The 20,191-nt window shown below is 42.8% G+C and carries 17 protein-coding genes; all 17 read left to right on the top strand.

What is annotated here, in order from left to right:
• Positions 1 to 17 precede the first annotated feature (17 nt).
• On the top strand, positions 18 to 899 hold the full coding sequence (locus ASD40_RS24840; RefSeq protein ID WP_057305816.1) for a carbohydrate ABC transporter permease: 882 nt from the start codon (positions 18 to 20) through the stop codon (positions 897 to 899).
• Entirely contained in the window at positions 899 to 1,723 is an 825-nt protein-coding gene (locus tag ASD40_RS24835; RefSeq protein WP_057305815.1) for a carbohydrate ABC transporter permease, read from the top strand. Before ASD40_RS24840 ends, ASD40_RS24835 begins: the two co-directional genes overlap by 1 nt.
• Positions 1,724 to 1,808: 85 nt before the next feature.
• Positions 1,809 to 2,798 carry a LacI family DNA-binding transcriptional regulator gene (locus tag ASD40_RS24830; RefSeq protein ID WP_057305814.1) on the top strand — a complete coding sequence of 330 codons (990 nt, stop codon included), beginning with the start codon at positions 1,809 to 1,811 and terminating at the stop codon, positions 2,796 to 2,798.
• A 20-nt stretch (positions 2,799 to 2,818) separates the two neighbouring features.
• Positions 2,819 to 3,751, top strand: coding sequence for an alpha/beta hydrolase (locus ASD40_RS24825; protein ID WP_057305813.1), 933 nt, complete (start codon positions 2,819 to 2,821; stop codon positions 3,749 to 3,751).
• Positions 3,752 to 4,029: 278 nt separating this feature from the next.
• Complete coding sequence (locus tag ASD40_RS24820; RefSeq protein WP_057305812.1) at positions 4,030 to 5,751, top strand: sensor histidine kinase; 1,722 nt, start codon at positions 4,030 to 4,032, stop codon at positions 5,749 to 5,751.
• Between the two features lie 11 nt (positions 5,752 to 5,762).
• Positions 5,763 to 7,352, top strand: a complete 1,590-nt coding sequence (locus tag ASD40_RS24815; protein ID WP_057305811.1) for a response regulator transcription factor — start codon at positions 5,763 to 5,765, stop codon at positions 7,350 to 7,352.
• Positions 7,353 to 7,494: 142 nt separating this feature from the next.
• On the top strand, positions 7,495 to 9,045 hold the full coding sequence (locus ASD40_RS24810) for an ABC transporter substrate-binding protein (protein ID WP_057305810.1): 1,551 nt from the start codon (positions 7,495 to 7,497) through the stop codon (positions 9,043 to 9,045).
• Positions 9,046 to 9,106: 61 nt separating this feature from the next.
• A complete protein-coding gene (locus tag ASD40_RS24805) occupies positions 9,107 to 10,036 on the top strand; it encodes an ABC transporter permease (protein ID WP_057305809.1) in 930 nt (309 codons plus the stop codon).
• 12 nt (positions 10,037 to 10,048) lie between these two features.
• Complete coding sequence (locus ASD40_RS24800; protein ID WP_057305808.1) at positions 10,049 to 10,948, top strand: carbohydrate ABC transporter permease; 900 nt, start codon at positions 10,049 to 10,051, stop codon at positions 10,946 to 10,948.
• 30 nt (positions 10,949 to 10,978) lie between these two features.
• Complete coding sequence (locus tag ASD40_RS24795; protein ID WP_057305807.1) at positions 10,979 to 11,785, top strand: Nif3-like dinuclear metal center hexameric protein; 807 nt, start codon at positions 10,979 to 10,981, stop codon at positions 11,783 to 11,785.
• 45 nt (positions 11,786 to 11,830) lie between these two features.
• Positions 11,831 to 12,622, top strand: coding sequence for an alpha/beta hydrolase (locus ASD40_RS24790; protein WP_057305806.1), 792 nt, complete (start codon positions 11,831 to 11,833; stop codon positions 12,620 to 12,622).
• Between the two features lie 20 nt (positions 12,623 to 12,642).
• Complete coding sequence (locus tag ASD40_RS24785; protein WP_235549368.1) at positions 12,643 to 13,599, top strand: carbohydrate kinase family protein; 957 nt, start codon at positions 12,643 to 12,645, stop codon at positions 13,597 to 13,599.
• Positions 13,600 to 13,610: 11 nt separating this feature from the next.
• Complete coding sequence (gene gtfA / locus ASD40_RS24780) at positions 13,611 to 15,080, top strand: sucrose phosphorylase (protein ID WP_057305804.1); 1,470 nt, start codon at positions 13,611 to 13,613, stop codon at positions 15,078 to 15,080.
• 226 nt (positions 15,081 to 15,306) lie between these two features.
• Positions 15,307 to 16,245 carry a response regulator gene (locus ASD40_RS24775; RefSeq protein WP_057305803.1) on the top strand — a complete coding sequence of 313 codons (939 nt, stop codon included), beginning with the start codon at positions 15,307 to 15,309 and terminating at the stop codon, positions 16,243 to 16,245.
• Between the two features lie 165 nt (positions 16,246 to 16,410).
• Entirely contained in the window at positions 16,411 to 16,860 is a 450-nt protein-coding gene (locus ASD40_RS24770) for a helix-turn-helix transcriptional regulator (RefSeq protein WP_057305802.1), read from the top strand.
• A 2-nt stretch (positions 16,861 to 16,862) separates the two neighbouring features.
• The gene (locus tag ASD40_RS24765; RefSeq protein WP_057305801.1) at positions 16,863 to 18,566 is read left to right on the top strand and encodes a cache domain-containing sensor histidine kinase; all 1,704 of its coding nucleotides are present in this window, start codon (positions 16,863 to 16,865) and stop codon (positions 18,564 to 18,566) included.
• Positions 18,567 to 18,741: 175 nt separating this feature from the next.
• Positions 18,742 to 20,127 carry an extracellular solute-binding protein gene (locus tag ASD40_RS24760; RefSeq protein ID WP_057305800.1) on the top strand — a complete coding sequence of 462 codons (1,386 nt, stop codon included), beginning with the start codon at positions 18,742 to 18,744 and terminating at the stop codon, positions 20,125 to 20,127.
• Positions 20,128 to 20,191 lie beyond the last annotated feature (64 nt).

Genomic DNA, 20,191 nt, shown 5'->3' with positions numbered 1-20,191 from the left:
GTAAAGGGTGCGGTACTATGAGGAGTAAGATTTATTTAAGAAATACGGGAACTTTTCTTCTTTTTGGAGCTCCTTCCGTAGCGGCATTTGCTGCTGTTGTTTTGATTCCGTTCCTGGTTGGGTTATACCTGACGTTTACGAATTGGGATGTTCGAACGGCCGACATATCATTTGTCGGCTTATCAAATTATACCAAAGTATTTCATGATAAAGTTTTTTTTACCCAATTGTGGTTTACCATTAAGTATGTGGTGTTTACGGTATTGATCTCCAATGTGGCGGCTTTCTTTATAGCACTGGCGTTGACCAGCGGGGTTAAAGGAGAGAAATGGCTTCGAACGGGCTTTTTCACTCCAAACTTAATCGGCGGAATCGTGTTAGGGTATTTGTGGCAGACGCTATTCTCGCAGATCATGCCTTATATAGGGAATAAATACGGCTGGGCATTGTTTAAATCGTCGTGGTTAACGGATACGGATACCGCATTTTGGGCACTCATCATCGCAACAGCTTGGCAATTAGTCGGCTATCTCATGATCATTTATATTGCCGGATTCTCAGGTGTTCCTAGTGATGTGTTGGAAGCTGCGAGCATAGACGGGGCGAACGGTTATGCAAGACTTCGCAGAATCATATTGCCGCTTTCGATCCCGGCTATCGTCATCTGTATTTTTATTTCCATCTCTCGCTCATTTTTAACTTACGATATCAACCTTGCCCTAACGAAAGGCGGACCTTTTCATTCCACCGAATTAGCTTCCTATCATATCGTTCAAAAAGCTTTCTTGTCCAATCAATATGGAGTCGGACAGGCGGAAGCAGTTGTCTTATTTGCTGTCGTAGCCCTGGTTGCGCTAACTCAATCTTACTTACTTAAAAAATTGGAGGTCGAATCGTGATGGCTTTTCGACAGTCCATATCAAGAATCAAAGCCGCAATCCTGTATGTAATTTTATTTGTATTTTTAATTCCTTTTTTGCTGGTCGTCATGAACTCTTTCAAAAAAACGCAGCAATTCATTGAAAATCCATTAGCTATTCCCAGCAGTGTTCATTTCGAGAACTACACTGCTGCATTTACCAACATGAAATTCATGCAAGGACTTTCCAACTCTTTGTTGATTACAGTTGTTGCAGTTTTCATTATTGTTATTTTCTCGTCAATGACCGGGTATTTGTTTGTTCGTTATAAATGGAAGCTGAATACTGTGCTATTTTTCATGATGCTTGGCTCCATGGCGCTTCCGTTCCAAGTCATCATGATTCCTTTGGTCATGCTGTACGGAAAGATGGATCTGCTTAATATGAAGGGAACGCTGCTGTTTTTATATTTGGGGTTTGGCGTTCCCTTCGGCGTTTTTACTTTCCATGGGTTTATCAAAGGAATTCCTTACGAATTGGAAGAATCGGCTTTTATAGAGGGCAGCTCGAGGCTGCGAACTTTTTTCCAGATTGTACTGCCTTTATTGAAACCGGTTTTCGTAACGCTCATCGTACTCGATGTACTCTGGATCTGGAATGATTATTTATTGCCCAGTTTGGTCTTACTGTCGCCGGAACAAAGGACATTGCCTCTTTCTACGTTTACTTTCTTCTCGTCGTACTCTGTTGATTACGCACCCTTGATGGCAGGATTAATTATGACGATTATTCCTGTGCTAGTGTTGTATCTTTTCGTTCAAAACCAAATCATCAAAGGGATCACGGAAGGGGCCTTGAAATAAAGGTCCTGTAATATGGGACGGAGTTCGGCTGAAAAAATTGCAAATTAAGCGTATAATTGCTTTAAAAAAGTCAGGTGGTCAAACCATGCCTAAAATTGATGATGTAGCAGAAAAAGCCGGGGTTTCTGTTACTACGGTGTCCCGCGTGCTCAATAACCGGGGATATATCAGCCAGACGACACGGGATAAGGTATATCAGGTTATGAAGGAGCTAAATTATCATCCCAATGAAATGGCTCGTTCTTTGTTCAGAAAAAAATCGAATATGATCGGCCTCATTATTCCTACAGTTTCTCATCCTTTTTTTAGTGAATTAGCTCACTATCTTGAATATTATGCTGACCAAAGCGGGTATAAAATTCTATTGTGCAATTCGAATCGAGATGTAACGAAAGAACGCAAATACATCGACATGCTGAAAAAGAATCAAGTGGACGCCATCATTATGGGCAGCATGGTTTTGGATGTCGAACATTATCGGAATCTGAACCTTCCTATTGTAGCTTTCGATCGAGTCGTAGATGATACGATTCCTGTTATTAATTCCGATAATCTGATGGGCGGCAAACTTGCAGCGCTGTTACTTGTGGGCAAAGGTTGCCGAAAGCTGGCATATATTCAAGGTGGAGTTGGCGGGCCGCATCATCATGGTCTGCTTGCTGGAGGAAGGTTACAAGGGTTTGCTGAGGAACTGCAACATGCCGGGGTTGAATATGTTCACTTGAATTTAGAGGTACACGACCTAGATACTGGGGCAAGTGAGGATACAATTGTTCGTTTCCTTCTGGAGCATCCGGAAGTAGACGGTGTTTTTGCAAGTAGCGATGTGATCGCAACTATGGTTATGCAAGCCTGTTATCAATTAAACAAAAGAATTCCGGAAGACATGAAAATCATCGGTTATGATGATGTGAAGATTGCATCTTTAGTGGTGCCGCGTCTTACAACCATTAGGCAGCCCATTCAAAAGATGAGTGAATTAACGATCGAATTGATTACAAAACAAATAGAAGGGGAGGAGGTTCCGATGGTCAATTCTTTACCGGTTACATTAATTGAACGGAGTACTACGTAACAATAGTGGAGGCATGTAGAATGGACTTTAAAAGCAGAGTGTTACTGGAAATAAGGGAGTCTGTGTCGTCTCTCCCTCTTTTTCAGCTTCCTGATGATTTGGCGATGGTAAGACAAAGCCCTTTGCCGCAATCTTTGAAGTCTGAGTTTGTTCGGATCAGCGACCGTACAATTTCCGGTGCAGGTAAACAAGAAATGCTGATCAAAGTTTTCGAACCGGCTCAAAGGGATGAGACGAACCTGCCTGTTTTACTTTGGATTCATGGCGGAGGATATGTGTTAGGCCACCCTAACGGTGAACAAAGTCTCTGTGAAAGTTTTGTTAAGGCTGCCGACTGTATTGTCATTTCCCCCGATTATCGGCTTGCCCCTGAACACCCGTTTCCGGCGGCAATTGAAGACTGCTATGCTGCTTTGAAGTGGATAATTGGTGCCGCGGAGGAATGGAATATCGATTTATCGAGGATTGCGATTGGGGGAGGAAGCGCGGGCGGAGGGTTGACCTCAGCATTGGCGCTGATGGCTCGCGATAAGGGAGGACCCCCCATCTGTTTCCAAATGCCGTTATACCCGATGATCGACGATCGTAATGTTACGCCTTCTAGCCATGAAATTACGGATCCTGCCGTTTGGAACAGGGCCAACAATCTGGCGGCTTGGAAGATGTACCTTGGCGAACATGCCGATGGCGACATTTCTCCGTATGCGGCGCCAATTAGAGCGAAGGACCTGACCGGTCTTCCTCCCACATATACATGTGTAGGCCAGCTTGACCCGTTCCGCGACGAGACAATTGAGTATGTTGCACGGCTTGCCCAAGCCGGCGTCGACGTGGAATTTCAATTGTATCCCGGATGTTATCATGCCTTCGAACACGTTGTACCCGAAGCGGAAGTCAGCCAACGTACCAGGAACGGCTATGCGAATGCTTTGGCAAGAGCTTTTCAGCGTTGATTTTTATTTGAAATTGTGTCAACCGGTTAGTATACTTTCGATGGTATTTAGTAAAGCTGTATCATGATTTTAATAGGTTTTATCGGTGAAGGGAGGCTTATGCCTCTTTTCATTTATTTGTAGATAAGAAAGTATAAGTTTTATTACACTTCGCGTCATCAGTCTTGACAAACGCGCTCGTCCCTGAAGGACGACGGAGTCGTTTATCCTTGTCGCATTATGTTTTGAAAAATCATATAATGGAATCGAAAAATGTTCTTTTAATGAGGAAGGGTGACATGCTTAAGAGTACAAAGCCGGTTTCGTTCGTTTACAAATTTTCACTTCAAATTACGTTGATATTGGCCATACTTGTCGCGGTTCTGATCATCAGCAATGTATATTCCTTCAAAGTGGTCGAAACGAATATCGTGAATAACTCCAAATACACCATGGGGATTCACATTACGAATATCCAAAATCGTTTAAACAGCGTCTCCAAAGATTTAAACGAAGTATTTGAAAATCATATCGACGATGTCGTTGTGTATCCGAAAAAAGATGAGAGCAACAAATACTTCGATGCCTTGCGATTAAAAAATGCATTGCTCTCGAAAGTGTCAAATAACGAAAGCATAGATGCATTATTTATTTTGGAGCCCAGTGAACACCTCTTTTTGATTCAGTTCGGCAAAAACATACTTTCTAATGAAAATCAAACATTATCCGATTATTTAAAGAGTGAACAATTCGCGGGGAATACGGCGATCGGAAGAGAATGGTCCTCGATTCAAGTGAATGGAATAAGTTATGAAATAAAAAGCTTCAAGGTGTCGGACATCATGATTGGCGCAGTTGTAAAAGCGGACACCTTGATGAATGTTGTGAAAAAAACGTCAGATTCCCAAAACCATTATGGATTGACGGATAAAAGCGGAGAGTTGCTTTCTGCGACCGATCCATTCATTAATCAGTTGAGCCCGCTGCCGGATACTGGTAAAACTTCGTACAAGCTCGATGATGGCAAATATTTTATCATTTCAGAGGACATTCCAGAGATCGGGAAACTTTCGAATCTGATTGAACGGAAGAGCGTTTTATCTGGGCTGGATTTTTTCCAATGGGTGATTGTTTCTCTTGGCGTCGTTTCCTTAATTATCGTGCCTGCTGTATTAACATCGCTTTCACGCGAAATGATTAAGCCTGTTCTTGAACTTGTCAAAGCGACGAAAGAATTGGAGAAGGGAAACTGGGACTACCAGCTGCCGCTGCATAAAGCGTCCATCGAGTTCGCCAAGCTCTTTCATTCATTTACGTCGATGACGAAAGAAATCAAACAGTTAAAGATCCATTCCTATGAAGAGAAGCTGGAACGAAACAAAGCTGAGCTCAAGTATCTTCAAATGCAAATAAAGCCACATTTTTTCTTGAATGCCATTACGACCGTCTCAAGCCTTACGTATCAAAATAAAAACGAAGAAATCAGGAAACTTATCAATTACTTGTCGGAGCATCTCAGATATATGTTCAAGGGAGGCTTGGTAAACGTAACGGTAAGGGAAGAAATCGATCACGTGACCAATTACATTCACTTGCAAGAGATCAAATTCCCTAATCACATTTTCCATATGATCGATATCGAACCCAATTTGGAACAGCATATACTGCCGCAATTTCTGATACAAACCTTTATTGAAAATATTTTTAAGCATGCGTTAGTTTACGGAGATATTTTGTCGATATTTATTAAAGTGGAAACGTATTCTTATCATCACGAGGACTTTATTAAAATTACCTTAGAAGATAATGGGGAAGGTTTTCCTGATGAAATCATAGAAGAAGTGAATGCCGCCGGTACGCGTGTCAATGAAACGGGGCAAAGAATCGGCATTTCCAATATCAAAAAAACGCTGAGTCTACTTTATAAAAGGGATAATTTGTTGCATATTTCCAAGAATGAACCGTCTGGGGCAAGGGTGGAAATTTTGATTCCTATTCAGTCATCCATGGATCAGACTTAGGAGGGAACGTATTGAAGTGTCTCATGATTGATGATGATATTCCTACTATTGAGGTCATGCGTGACTTCATCAACTGGAGTTCATTGGGGATTGGATCCGTAATAACGGCGTATAATATTGCGGATGCCAAACTTCTTATTGAAGAAGGTAAACCGGATATCATCATTTGTGATATCGAAATGCCCAAAGGCACAGGTCTTGACATGATCAAATGGGTAAGGGATAACCATCATGATTGTGCATTTATTTTTTTTACTTGTCATGAAAATTTTGAATTCGCGTCGACGGCAATCTCTTACAATACGGATGCTTACTTAATCAAGCCTTTTGATAAAAGTAAGGTCGAAGAGGCACTAGCCAAAACAATAAATACGCTAAGGGCGAAAAATCGGCTGCAGGCATACAGCCAATTCGGTGCCAGTTGGTTGAAAAATAAATCGTTTGTCGAGCAAAGCTTTTGGAGGGAGATTTTATTTGCCCAAATTTCCCCCCGCATAGATTTGATTCATGGCGAAATCCGGAAGAGAGACCTATCTCTAGAGTTGGAACATGGGTACTTTCTAGTACTAACGAGCATCGGCAAATCGGATATTGAGGATAGCTGGAATGAAAGCACCTTCATCTATGCGTTTTCCAATCTAACTTCAGAAACGATGCTTGATAACCTGCAACTTAGTCATGTTATCAATTATCAGCAAGACGATCGTTACTATATGGGGACGATCATCAGGGGCAGTAGTTCGCTGGAAGAGATTGCAACGAGATGCCGTCAGCAAATCCGTTATTGTCGGGATTACTTTCAGTGTACGGCGACCTGTTATATCAGTAAGAAAGTATCGATCGATTTGTTGAATGCAACTAGAGCTATATTGGAGGTCATGGACAGGAACAACATTATTCATAAGGGTAATGTTCATTGCCAAGAAGACCGCTTTGATTATGAAACGAATGAATCCTATACGCTGGATGTGAACGGATTCGAATCATTATTTATCGAAGGCGAAAAAGTGCAAATCGTGAACAAGCTAAAAAAAGATCTCGAATCGTTGGCCAAAAGCAATAAACTTGACGCGGGCATCCTTCATTCGATCAAGCAGGATTTTATGCAGCTTGTATATTCGATCCTGTATAAAAATAAAATACTTGCGCATAAGTTGTTTTCCGATCATATCTCCGGCATCTTGCTGCAGAAATCCGAACATAGTGTCATGGACATGATGAAATGGGCTGCTTTCGTAACCAATAAAACAATCGATTATATAAGAGAAGTGAAACAGTCCGAAAGTGTTGTAGAGAAGGCGAAAACGTTTATACACAATAATTACCATCTGGAACTGAATCGCGAGGATGTTGCGGCCAGTGTCTATTTATCGCCCGATTATCTTGCGAAAATGTTTAAAAACAAGACAGGATTATCGATGAAAGATTACCTGAATGAGCATCGTATCCTTATAGCAAAAGAACGGCTCATCCAAGGAAACGAGAGTATTGGAACAATTGCCGTCGAGATTGGTTTTGACAGCATCTCCTATTTCTCAACGGTTTTCAAAAAAATAACGGGTGAAACTCCGAATGCTTTTAGAACCAAACATAAACCATAATGCAAAAGAGGCCGATTGGGCCTTTTTCTTTTGGCGACATCACTGATTTTCAAAAAAATAGCGCTGATTTTTTAAAGATAAACATACCGATAAGGATTAAAATGAAATCGTATTCAGAAACTACTTCAGGAGGCTTCAAAATATGAAAAGGACAAGGGGTATCTTAGCATCAGTCATATCTGTAGCACTGTTCGGCACCGTTCTGACAGCTTGCACGACCGGAACTGGCAATTCGACCGAAACAACCGGTTCTAAGTCGGGTGGGACCAGCAGCAAGATGGAAAAGGTTGTTATAGCCTTGCCGTCATTCAATAAAATTCCCGATGATATGAGCAACATTAACGACGCGATCAACAAAATTACAACAAAGAAAATTAATGTGCAAGTGGACTTTAAAGTGTACGGGCCTGCAGACTACGGGCAAAAAGTAAATTTGGCGCTTCAAAGCGGCGAGCAGTTGGATTTGTTCACCAGCCCAGGCCAATTCCCAAGTTATGCTGCTAAAAAACAGCTCTATCCGCTGGAGGATTTAATCAGCAAATACGGCCAGGAAACAAAAACGATTCTGGACAAAGACTTCGGTGAAGGACTGCTGAAAGCAACAACGATGAACGGGCATATTTATGGAATTCCCGCCAATAAAGGGATGTCGGTCCCGCTAAACTTTGTATATAACGCCGATTTGTTAAAAGAAACGGGTTTTACAGCAGACGATATGAAGTCGGTCAATGATTTGCCAAAAATATTCGACGCTTTGATGAAAAAGCACCCGGATGTCGTGCCTTTCACTCCTATTAATGTCAATCCAAGCGATACCAATCTGGTTAGACTATTAAGAGGAACAAATGACATCGATCTGTTAACCGATGAATCAGGAATCGGTGTAGTTGTAGGAAATAGCAATAAAGTAGTCAATCTTTATGAAACGGATATTTTTAAAAACGGCGTTAACATGATGAGAGATTGGTACAAGAAAGGCTATTTGCAAAAAGATGCAGCCACAACCTCAACAAACTTTGCTGACTTGGCTTCGTCGGGACGCGGATTTTCCACTCTGGGTGGTTATAGCGGTATGGAAGCTGGCAAAGCATTAAGCGCTCAGACTGGTAAAAATATCGTTATGAAACGGATTTCTCCATTTTATTTTGATACGCAAGCTGTAGACTTCGTTGTATGGATGATGTCAAGTACGACCAAAGTACCTGAGGCTGCTATGAAACTCTTGAATTTAACCTATACGGATAAGGATCTATTAAATACGATGCTTTATGGAGTCGAAGGTCGGGACTATGTAAAGGTGGACGATCACCACGTTAAATATCCGGATGGAAAAGATGCTGCAACCGTACCGTATACGGCACAGCTATCTTCCGGTATTCTCGGCTCTGAGTCGCTTCAGTATCAAATTGAAGGCACGGATTGGAAGGATACCGAATTTAAACTGAAGGAGAACAAAGAAACGAAGAGGTCGCCATACTTTGGATTCATCTTCGACCAATCTTCCGTAAAAACGGAGTTAAGTACAGTAAACAATGTGGTTAATCAATACATTCCTGGTTTGATTACTGGCGTTTTGGATCCGGAAACAACCATTCCTAAATTTGTAAAAGCATTGAATGATGCAGGGGCGCAAACCATCATTCAGAAAAAGCAGGAGCAACTGGACAAATGGATTGCTGAGCAGAAAAAATAAAAAATGGTGAGGAATGGAGCCGGAAACTGCTCCATTCTGTCTTCCTTAGGGGGGGAGTGGCATGGAGAAGCCAATAAAAAAATACAAGAAGAAAGTTAGCAATACGTTGCCGCTTTTACTGATTGCGGCTCCCGGCTTGTTATACTTGTTGATCAATAATTACATTCCGATGTTCGGGGTATTTATCGCCTTCAAAGATGTAGATTTTGCAAAAGGCCTATTCGGAAGCGATTGGGTCGGGTTGAAAAATTTCGAGTTTTTATTCCGGACTTCCGATGCGTGGATAATGACAAGAAATACGATTCTTTACAACGTCGCATTTATCATTCTCGGAACCATCGTTTCTATATTCATCGCGATACTGATGGCAGAGCTGTTGAATAAGTTTTATTCGAAGTTTTTTCAGTCCGGTTTAGTTCTTCCGAACCTGGTATCTATGGTCATCGTATCTTTTCTCGCATTTGCTTACTTGAATGCCGACAGCGGGTTTATCAACCATTCGATTCTAGAGCCGCTTGGCATTCCGGCTATTAATTGGTATTCCGAGTCTAAATATTGGCCATTCATCCTTGTTATCATACAGCTTTGGAAGACGGCGGGATACGGTTCAATCGTTTACTTCGGATTTATTGCAGGAATCGATAAAAGTATTTATGAAGCCGCTAAAATTGACGGTGCAGGCAAACTCAGACAAATTTTTATGATCACCTTACCTTTGCTGACGCCAACTATTATCTTACTAGGTTTAATGTCTGTAGGAAGAATATTCAATTCCGATTTCGGACTCTTTTATCAAGTACCTTTGAATGCGGGTGCTTTATACAGCACGACACAAACCATTGATACTTATGTTTATCGTGCTCTCATGCAGGTTAATGATATTGGCATGTCGGCGGCGGCTGGTCTTTATCAGTCATTGGTAGGCCTTATTCTTGTCATTGTAGCCAATGGCATTGTAAGGAGAGTAAATTCCGACAATGCACTGTTTTAGGGGGGATCCATCATGACGAGTTTACAATCAAGAGGAGAACGGGCATTTACGATATTCTCTGCAGCAGCAATGACCTTGGTGACCGTTTTTGCTTTTTTACCTTTTATATTGATGCTGCTGGCATCGTTTACCGATGAAAAGACGCTAATAAGAGACGGATATAGCTATTTCCCAAATAAAATGAGCATCGATGCCTACGTATACTTGTTCAGCAATATGTCGACCTTTGTGAGAGCATACGGAGTCTCGATTTTTGTGACTGTTGTCGGTACCGTCATCAGCCTTGCCATTACGGCTATGCTTGCCTATCCAATGTCGCGGAAAGATTTCAAGTATCATAATGTCCTTGCATTTCTCGTATTTTTCACCATGTTGTTTAACGGAGGCATCGTACCTTCCTACATGATGTGGACCAAAGTGTTTGCGATTAAGGATACGTTAGCCGCATTGATCGTACCGAATTTGCTAATGAATGGTTTCAATGTTCTGCTGGTAAGGAATTTCTATAAGCATAATGTGCCTGCTGCGCTTATCGAATCGGCTCAAATCGACGGAGCTAGCGAAATAAGAACATTCTACAGCATTATGCTGCCGCTTTCGGTTCCGGTTATGGCAACGGTCGGTTTGTTTACAGGACTTGCCTACTGGAACGATTGGATTAATGCCTTATACTTCGTCACGAAGCCTCAGTATTATGGCATTCAGAATTTGCTGATCCGTTTGATGAATAATATTCAGTTTTTAAAATCGAGCCAGGCAAGCAGCTTGCTAGGCGCCGGTGCAGCCGAGCTTCCGACCACAGCGGTACGTATGGCTATGGGGGTTGTCGGGATCGTGCCCATCTTGATCGTACTGCCTTTTTTGCAGAAATATTTGACCAAGGGCGTCGTTGTCGGTGCCGTAAAAGGTTAATCACGTTATGAAACGAAGGAGGGGTATGGCATGAATGTTCAACAGGTAATTGATGCAGTTATTTCGGATTCTTGCGGCACTTTCAGGCTGGAAAAAACAGGAGATGTACTCGTATCCGGAAGTCCGGATACAGAGGTAACCGGTATTGTAACGACGTTTATGGCAACCGTCGATGTGATTCATCAGGCTATCGCTTGCGGGGCTAATATGATTATTACACACGAGCCTACCTTCTATACAGGGATAGATGAATTGGACTGGCTCCAAGACGACCCTGTATATCAGGCAAAGCGAAAATTGTTAGAGGATCACCAGATTGCGGTCTGGCGCTACCATGATTATATGCACATGGCAAAGACGGATCGAATTTATGATGGACTGATTAAGGAGCTCGGCTGGGAAGACAATTTGCTGGAAAAGCATCCGCCGCACACGTACCAAATTGCCGAGGTCACTTTGACAGAGTTGTCCGGCTTCTTTAAAGACAAATTGGGGATGAATGTCCTACAAATCGTAGGCGATCTCGAGATGAAGTGTTCCAGAGTCGGAATTTTGGTAGGCGGAGGCAGTTTGGGTCTTGGTAGAGAGCAAATGCCTATGGAACTGATGCGAAGTAAGAACCTGGATGTCATCGTCTGCGGTGAAATCGTGGAATGGACACTTTGCGCTTATGTCAACGATGCTCGTATGCTCGGACTTCAAAAAGCGATGATCGTCATAGGCCATGAGCGGAGCGAGGAATGGGGAATGAAGTTTATGGCCGAGTGGCTGAAGCCGTTGGCTGGTGGACTCCCGGTTACTTTTGTCGATGCGAAGGAGCCGTTTCTTTATCTGTAAGACGAGGGCATAGTCCTTAAATGAGAGAAAAGGAGAATGGATACAATGGCGACACTGCAGGTTCATTTTTACTCGAAGGCTTTACGGAGAGAAGTCACGTTCAATGCGCTTGTTCCGCTGGATGATTTTGATTTTCCGGGAATGCCAAAAGCAGAGAAGAAGCCGCTTAAAGCGCTCTATTTGTTGAACGGATATTCAGGGAGCCATTCAGATTGGATCAGCTTCTCGAGAATTCGGGAGTTATCCGACAAACACCGTATTGCGGTTTTTATGCCGGCCGGGGAAAACCACTTTTATCTGGATGATGTAGATAAAGGGTCATTATACGGAGAATACGTCGGAAAAGAACTAGTGGAGTTTACACGGAAAATGTTCCCGCTATCCGATCAAAGAGAAGATACCTTTATTGGAGGTTTATCCATGGGCGGGTACGGAGCCATTCGGAACGGCTTCAAATATGCAGAGCATTTTAGCCAGATTATCGCTTTGTCTTCGGCCATTATTACCTATAAGATTGCTAACGCAAGTAGCGACTATACGGACGGCATAGCGGACTATAAATATTTTACGAGAGTATTCGGCGACTTGGATCAGCTTCAAGGAAGCGATAGAGACCCGGAGGCTCTGGTCCTGGGCTTGAAAGAGAAGAAGTCGGCGATTCCAGCGATCTACATGGCTTGCGGTACAGAAGATTTTTTACTGGACGTCAATCAGAGATTTCATGATTTTTTAGTTTCGGAACAGGTTGAGCATACATATGTGGAAAGCCAGGGGGGACATACCTGGGACTTTTGGAATGAATACATTGAAAAAGCTATATTGTGGGCGATTCAATAAAGAATCAGGAGATGGCAAACGTGTTTGAATTCGAGGCTAGCATACCGTTAAGCGATAAGAAGCACGATGTTTTGACTGTTGGCGAGCTTCTTATCGATATGATGACAACGGAATATGACGATAGCGATACATGTGATACGTACCAAAAGTTATTTGGGGGTTCTCCTTCCAATATTGCATTAAATGTAAAAAAATTAGGGATCACCCCTCTTATAGCTTCTGCAGTCGGAGATGACGGGTTGGGCAGATTTCTCGTCGATCAACTGCAGCAAGCGGGTATCGCTACGGATCTCATTCAACGTGTCGATGATTCAACGAGCATGGTGGTTGTAACCAAAAGTGTTTCTACACCGATTCCGATATTTTATCGGGGGGCGGATTATCAATTAGCTTATACATCCGGGCTGGAGGAAGCCATAATTTACTCCAAAATCGTCCATTTCTCCTGTTGGCCTATATCAAGGATTCCGTCCCGCTATACAATCGAAAGTGTGATGGATACGGTGCGAAAACACGGTATTTTGACAGGTTTCGACCCTAACTATCATCCGATGATATGGCAAAAGGGCGAGAATGGGATTGACTATGTAAAATCTATCATCGGTAAAGTTGATATTGTCAAGCCTTCAGAGGATGATGCGGAGAGATTGTTTGGGAAAGCGGAACCTGAGCGTTATCTCGATTATTTCTTAGAACTGGGTGCAAAGCTGGTTATTTTGACATTAGGGAAGGATGGCGCCCTCGTTTCAAATGGAAAAGAGACGCTTGCATTCAACTCTCTAGCTACTCAGGTTGTTGATACTACGGGAGCCGGAGATGCATTTTGGTCAGGATTTTATACGGCGCTCGTCAAAGGTTATCCGTTGAAACAAGCTCTTTCCCTGGGATTTGCCGTCAGTGCCTATAAATTAAAGTACACCGGAGCCATAGTGGATTTACCGCATCTGGAGTTTATCAAAGAAAAATACGGACTATAGGGGATTATTTTATGTCAGTAAAAAATCAAGTGCAGTTGATCACGTATCCCGATTCCTTGGGCGGTGATTTGAAGACGCTGAAGCAGGTGCTCTTTCAACATTTTTCCGATGTGTTTAGGGGCGGCGTTCATATTTTGCCTCCTTTCCCGTCTTCCGGAGACAGAGGCTTTGCCCCGCTCACCTACCTTGAAATTGAGCCGAGCTTCGGCACATGGGACGATATTAGAGCCATTGGAGAACGGTTCGATATATTGGTCGATGTGATGGTTAACCATATTTCAAGGCAGTCCGAATATTTCCAGGATTTCCTCAGAAAGGGGCGTCAATCGGAATATGCCGACTTCTTTCTAACCTTGGATAAAATATGGGAGGATGGCAAGCCTGTTCAAGAAGATATTGACAACATGTTTCTGCGCAGACCGGTTCCTTATTCTACTTTTACCATTGAAGAAACCGGTGAGGAAGAGAAGGTGTGGACGACATTCGGCAAGCAGGATCCATCCGAACAGATTGATCTAGATATTCGGTCATATGGTGTAAAGCAGTTGCTGGTCGATATTTTCAATAATTTCAAGCAGCAGAATGTCAAAATCGTTCGTTTGGATGCAGTCGGATACATGATAAAAAAGCTGGGAACAAGCTGTTTTTTTGTCGAGCCGGACATCTACGAATTTCTGGATTGGATGATGGCAGTTGCGAAAGCGCTGGACATCGAATTACTACCTGAGGTTCACGCTCATTACACCATTCAGTACAAGCTTGCTGAACATGGCTGCTGGATTTACGATTTTATACTGCCATATACGGTCCTCGATACTTTGGTACATAAATCTAACGAGCGTCTCAATCAGTATTTGAAGACTCGTCCTGATAAACAGTTTACTATGCTTGACTGTCACGATGGTATACCTGTAAAGCCGGACATGGACGATTTGATTAATACGAAAGAAGCAAGAAAATTGGTGGATCTATGCTTGGAAAGAGGATCAAATCTTAGTCTTATTGTATCCGATCAGCATAAGGCAGAAGATGGTTTCGATGTTCATCAAATCAGATGTTCTTTTTACTCCGTTCTCGGATGTGACGACGATGCCTATTTAGCGGCAAGAGCTATCCAATTCTTTGTGCCGGGAATCCCTCAAGTCTACTATGTCGGACTGCTGGCGGGAGAAAACGATCTTGAGAGCGTAATGAGGACCGGTGAAGGAAGAGAAATCAACCGGCATAACTTCAGCCTTGATGAAATTGAACAGTCGCTAGAGAAGGAAGTTGTCCAAAGATTGATTACGCTCATTCGGTTCAGAAATGAATATGATGCTTTTGGCGGCGAGTTTGTTGTTATTCCTTCGGCGCAAGATGAAGTTCGGTTGGCTTGGCGCAAGGACGATAAGGAGTGCCGGCTCTTTATAGATCTGCAAACTTGCAAGACAATGATTGAATACATCGGCGAGAACGGTGAATTAACCCTATATGCCGTATAGTTCAAGGTAGAATCGGAGGCGCATACCAAACAGGTATACGCCTCTTTACTCTGAAAGTGATAACCATCGATTATTATACAAAAAGATCGATAAATGGTATTGTTCTTCTTTTATTTCTACTATATAGTCATACACATCTAGCTCGTAGTTATAAGTGTTCTTCTAATAAGAGGAATGCTTTTTTCGATTATATAGTAGTCTCTATTTGAGAGGGGATGCATAACAAGTGGAACTCATCAGTGTTATGTTGGTTGACGATGAGCCGATGGCCTTGGAAAATGTCGCTGATATCATAGATTGGCACGAACATGGCTTTGAAGTTGTCATACAAACGACGGATCCTCGGAAAGCATGGGAATGGTTTGAAAAGAAAAGACCGAAAATCGTAATCTCTGATATTTCCATGCCTCATATAGACGGTTTGGAGCTCAGCAAGCGCATTTTGGAAACAGAGCCGGGAACACGCATAGTCTTCTTAACGGCTTATCGTGATTTCGATTACGTAAGACAAGCCTTAGAATTAAAAGCAGCTCACTATGTATTAAAGCATGAGATTAGTCAAAATCGGCTTTTGAACCAATTGCTGGCGATCAAGCAATCTTTGGCCGATGAACAAGCCATCTGGAAAAACGTTAAAAAGCAGTTGTTGTTAGATGTACTTCATGGAAAATGGCTCGCGGAGCCTCACGATTCGAATTCTCCAGCTGCCCGTGAAGTAAACCAAGTCCTACAGGGAAGTTCTGCCTTATTTTATTTTGAAGTGGGGCCGACCTACCTCTTGAATGGGGGAAAACGCTGCGGGCAGATCCAGCAGCCTGAGCAGGTTTGGCAACTTGTGACTTCCATGATGCAAGATGAGGGGGAGTCCCGCTGGTTTGAGGCAGTTGAAGATGGGAATGAAGGGTATGCACTGATTCTTCAGCTTCCTAATCCTCAGAGTACGCTATTTTGTTGGAATGAGGCTTACAAGGTTGCTGGCTTCATTCAAAAGGCTATTTCTACTATTGAAAAGGTTCCTGTCAGCCTGTCCGTTGCCTTATGTACGAGCAGTCAAACGATTCCAACTGCCTATCAGGCTTTGAAGGCAACCTATGATTACGCTATGTTTTTTCCGGCACGAGCACTTTTTTCGGTAGAGCAAGCTCAGTCAGGACTTCGCGATTAGCCTCTTGAAGCAAGTCAAAAGGCAGTTCAAGCCATCAAGAATGAAATAGAACTTTGCAATCGAGATGCGGCGGTTGAGGTTCTGGAGAAGCTGTTTACGGTTTCGCTTATCGGTCATAAGCATATCCGCGCATTCAGGCAGGTTATTAAGGAGCTTGGCAAATACATGCAGGATCGTTTTGCAATCGATCCCGCGTTGCCGTTGGGGACAGATGCAACTACGATCCTACAGTCGTTCATAAGAGAAATTAACGATCAATTAGCCATGGACGAACTCACCGCCAATGCTCATTCCCGTTGGGTTGTGAAAGCGGTCGAATATGTGAAACATCATTATGGCGAGTCGGATCTCTCCGTTGAATCCGTTGCTACAAATATCAATATCAGCAGCATTCATCTTAGAAAAACATTCAAAAAAGAAATGAATAAGACGTTATCCGACTTTATCACGGAATTCAGAATTGAAAAGGCTAAGGAGCTATTGAAGAAGGATGAGTTGAAAATTTACGAAATATCCACTTTAGTCGGATACCAAACGAGCCAATATTTCAGCCAAGTATTTAAAAAAATGATCGGCACTTATCCGAGTGAATACAAAGACCGAGTTGGAGGGTAAGCATGAACCGCAGCATCAAGAACAAAATACTGGGAAGCGTGGTTCTGATCGTCATCGTATCGTTAACGCTCAGCAGTTTGTTGGCGTATTGGCGTTTTTTTTTCATACTTGAAAATCAAACGATTCACGATAACGATATCTATTTACAGCAGACCGTGAATCAAATGAACCAATTGGTAGACGATATAGAAAAATATGCCGGGAATATTGTGAACGACGAACTTTTGCAAACGTTCTCAAATAAGCTGTCTTATGAATCCGTCTATGATGAGCTTTTGGCGTATTCAGATGTGAATCGGCAGCTGCTCAAGTTTAACGTACTGCGAAATTATTTGGATTCGATGGCTATCGTTCGATCCGACGGCAAAGTATTCTGGTCCCCATTTTCGCTTGACAGTTATTATGATGATGAGTTAAAAAAGCCTTGGTATCAGGAGGCGATCCAGACCGGCGAGAAGAGCGGCTTCACGGTTCCGCACGTACTTCAAAATTTGAAGAAAACGAAGGTCATCAGTTTTTACATACTGTTTCCTACAGGCGGCGTTCTGCTGCTGAATATTAATTATGAGGCTTTCGAACAGGTTGTGGGCTCGCTTCACCTTTCTTTTGATAAATATGCATGGATGCGAAACGACGGAACCATGCTGTTAAACAACGGAATGCCAACGGATTCCCAAGAGCCGGAAGCACTCAAGCTGCTTAATAAACACGGCTTTGTCTTCAAAGAGACCTTAAGTGCGGTACCATGGTCCATAATGACCTATACATCCCGAGAGCAGTTTTATCACAAGATTGAGAGTGTCATTTTTTATGGTATCGCTTTTCTCGTTTTGTGTCTGGTCTTTTGTTTATTGATGTTTGTGCCGATTATTTCGACGATTACGAAGCCAATTTCACAAATGTCTAAAGCGATGAAACAAGTCTCCATGGGGAACTACAATATCCATCTGTCCTTCCATAGTAAAGACGAGTTGGCTGTGCTCAAAAACGGTTTTGAGTTAATGCTGCAAAACATTCAACTGCAGATGAAGGAAAAGGCCGAGCAGGAGGCTTGGAAACGACGTGTATCCGCGGAATTATTGTTTGCTCAAATTAATCCGCACTTCATTTACAATACGTTGAATACAGTGGTCTATTTATCGAGGAAACAAAAGCATCAAGAGATCGAGGAGATGGTGGAGTCGTTTATCGGTATTCTGCAGGATGCCGTACAAATTGAAGAGACAGGCGTATTGACAACGCTTTCTCGAGAAAAAGAACTTATCGATCATTATGTCCGAATTCAACGTTATCGTTATGCGGATAGATTCGAACTTCGATGGGATATAGAGGATGGCTTGGATTCTATTTGTATTCCGAAAAGCTGTCTGCAACCTTTGGTGGAAAATGCGATTTTCCATGGGGTTGCAGGTATGGATGAAGTAGGAATCATTACGGTCCAAATGAAACGCAGCGGGGAGGATCGACTGAAAATTTCAGTTCAGGATAATGGGCAAGGAATGAGTGCTGACAGGGTTGCTAGTATTTTTCAAAACGCTCCGTCCTTTAGGCGCCAAGGCAAGTTTAAGCAGGTCGGACTTCGGAATATTCAAGAACGAATTCGTTATTTATGCGGAGATCAATATGGATTGGAGATGGTTAGCGAAGAAGGCAAAGGAACGGCTGCAATCATGGTGCTGCCTTTGACGAATGAGGAAATGCTGTGAATTGGTGAAACTGAACACATTGCATCACATTTTAAACAAAATGAACGGTTTGTATACTTTTGCGTTTCATCGGCTGGAAGTATAGTTATGAGAGACAAGGAGACGCACATACGAGAGGCGCCTTTTATAGTGAAACTCCAAGTCCCAAATCAACGAATTTCAGGGGGAATACCAATTGAATAGGCCAAAAAACTATCGAGCATTACCGTTCTTGATGGGCATAATGTTACTCTTTTCTTTGGTTTTAAGCGCTTGCAGCTCCGATAATAAAAATGCTGCCAGCACGCCAGATTCCGGCAAGAAAGCGGAAGCTACGCCGAAAGCTTCACCATCCGGCAGCGGGGGAGCAGGGGCTGGAGACGACAAAAATATGTCAGGTACAGTAAACATGTGGTATTGGGACAGCGGTTTCTATAAACCAGCCCAAGAAGCTTTTAATAAACTATATCCCAATATTAAATTGAATTTCGTGCAAGTCGCTGCAGCGGACTATGTCAAGAAGGTACAAACCTCCGTTGCTGCGGGTTCTGAATTGCCTGATATTGTTTTCGGTGAAATCAATGCACGGGGTTCGCTTTATTCGCTTAACATCTTGGATGATTTGACGAAGGCACCTTATAACTTTGATCAATCTCAGCTTTTGGATTATGTTATTCCGCAAACGATGAACGATAAAGGGGAGCTTGTCAGCTTGGAATGGGCTGTGTCGCCAGGCGGATTCGCATATAAACGTAATCTGGCCAAGCAATATTTCGGAACGGATGATCCCGATCAATTAAGCGCGATGTTCCCTGATTGGGATACGTTCATCGCCAAGGGCAAAGAAGTGAAGGAGAAAAGCAACGGTAAAGTTTCTATGATCGCAGGTCTCGTAGACGCCTATACGACATTGTATCCACAAGACGCTACACCGATCATTAAAGGAACGGAAGTAAACAGCACAGAGTTCCTAACCGTTTTGAAAAAAGTTCAGGCTATTCGCGATGCCGGAATTGACCAGAAGCTGGATATGTGGTCGCCAACTTGGAACGCTTCTTACACAAAAGACGATGTCATCTTCTATCCTGCGGCGAACTGGTCTCCAAAGTATGTCATTAAAGCTAACGATAAGGACAGCAATGGTCGCTGGGGTATTATGGTTCCTCCTGCAGGCGGATTCAGTTATGGCGGAACGTCATTGGGTATTACTAAGAGCAGTAAAAACAAAGACGCAGCATGGACGTTTCTGAAGTGGTATTATACGACCAAAGAAGGCCAAGAAGTGAATAAAACATCGCTTGATTATTATGTGCCAATGAAATCGGTGTTCACCGATTCAGCGAACTTATCCACGGGAGCAGACGCTTACTTTGGCGGTCAGGATCTTGGCTTGTTCTGGAACACCAAAGTGCTTCCTACTTTAAAAAGCAAGCCTGTGACCAAATATGATAATGACATTTATAATGCTTCAACATTGGTTGCGCAGACCATGATGAAGGATAAGACCTTCACGGCAGAAACAGGTCTTGAAAAGTGGAAGCAGGAATTGAAACGAAATCACCCAGAATTGACTTTTAAATAACGTAAGCCCACATGGCAATCGGCGCGTGCCGGTTGCCATTTGATTATGTATGAAGGATGTGAGC

The sequence above is a fragment of the Paenibacillus sp. Root444D2 genome (assembly GCF_001426375.1).
Taxonomy (GTDB): domain Bacteria; phylum Bacillota; class Bacilli; order Paenibacillales; family NBRC-103111; genus Paenibacillus_E.
This window is presented reverse-complemented; position numbering and strand designations above follow the sequence as displayed.

Coding starts and splice junctions, on each gene's coding strand:
- ASD40_RS24810 (WP_057305810.1), top strand. CDS start 7,495: ATGAAAAGGACAAGGGGTATCTTAGCATCAGTCATATCTGTAGCACTG.
- ASD40_RS24840 (WP_057305816.1), top strand. CDS start 18: ATGAGGAGTAAGATTTATTTAAGAAATACGGGAACTTTTCTTCTTTTT.
- ASD40_RS24820 (WP_057305812.1), top strand. CDS start 4,030: ATGCTTAAGAGTACAAAGCCGGTTTCGTTCGTTTACAAATTTTCACTT.
- ASD40_RS24795 (WP_057305807.1), top strand. CDS start 10,979: ATGAATGTTCAACAGGTAATTGATGCAGTTATTTCGGATTCTTGCGGC.
- ASD40_RS24765 (WP_057305801.1), top strand. CDS start 16,863: ATGAACCGCAGCATCAAGAACAAAATACTGGGAAGCGTGGTTCTGATC.
- ASD40_RS24825 (WP_057305813.1), top strand. CDS start 2,819: ATGGACTTTAAAAGCAGAGTGTTACTGGAAATAAGGGAGTCTGTGTCG.
- ASD40_RS24770 (WP_057305802.1), top strand. CDS start 16,411: ATGCAGGATCGTTTTGCAATCGATCCCGCGTTGCCGTTGGGGACAGAT.
- ASD40_RS24805 (WP_057305809.1), top strand. CDS start 9,107: ATGGAGAAGCCAATAAAAAAATACAAGAAGAAAGTTAGCAATACGTTG.
- ASD40_RS24800 (WP_057305808.1), top strand. CDS start 10,049: ATGACGAGTTTACAATCAAGAGGAGAACGGGCATTTACGATATTCTCT.
- ASD40_RS24835 (WP_057305815.1), top strand. CDS start 899: ATGGCTTTTCGACAGTCCATATCAAGAATCAAAGCCGCAATCCTGTAT.
- ASD40_RS24790 (WP_057305806.1), top strand. CDS start 11,831: ATGGCGACACTGCAGGTTCATTTTTACTCGAAGGCTTTACGGAGAGAA.
- gtfA (WP_057305804.1), top strand. CDS start 13,611: ATGTCAGTAAAAAATCAAGTGCAGTTGATCACGTATCCCGATTCCTTG.
- ASD40_RS24830 (WP_057305814.1), top strand. CDS start 1,809: ATGCCTAAAATTGATGATGTAGCAGAAAAAGCCGGGGTTTCTGTTACT.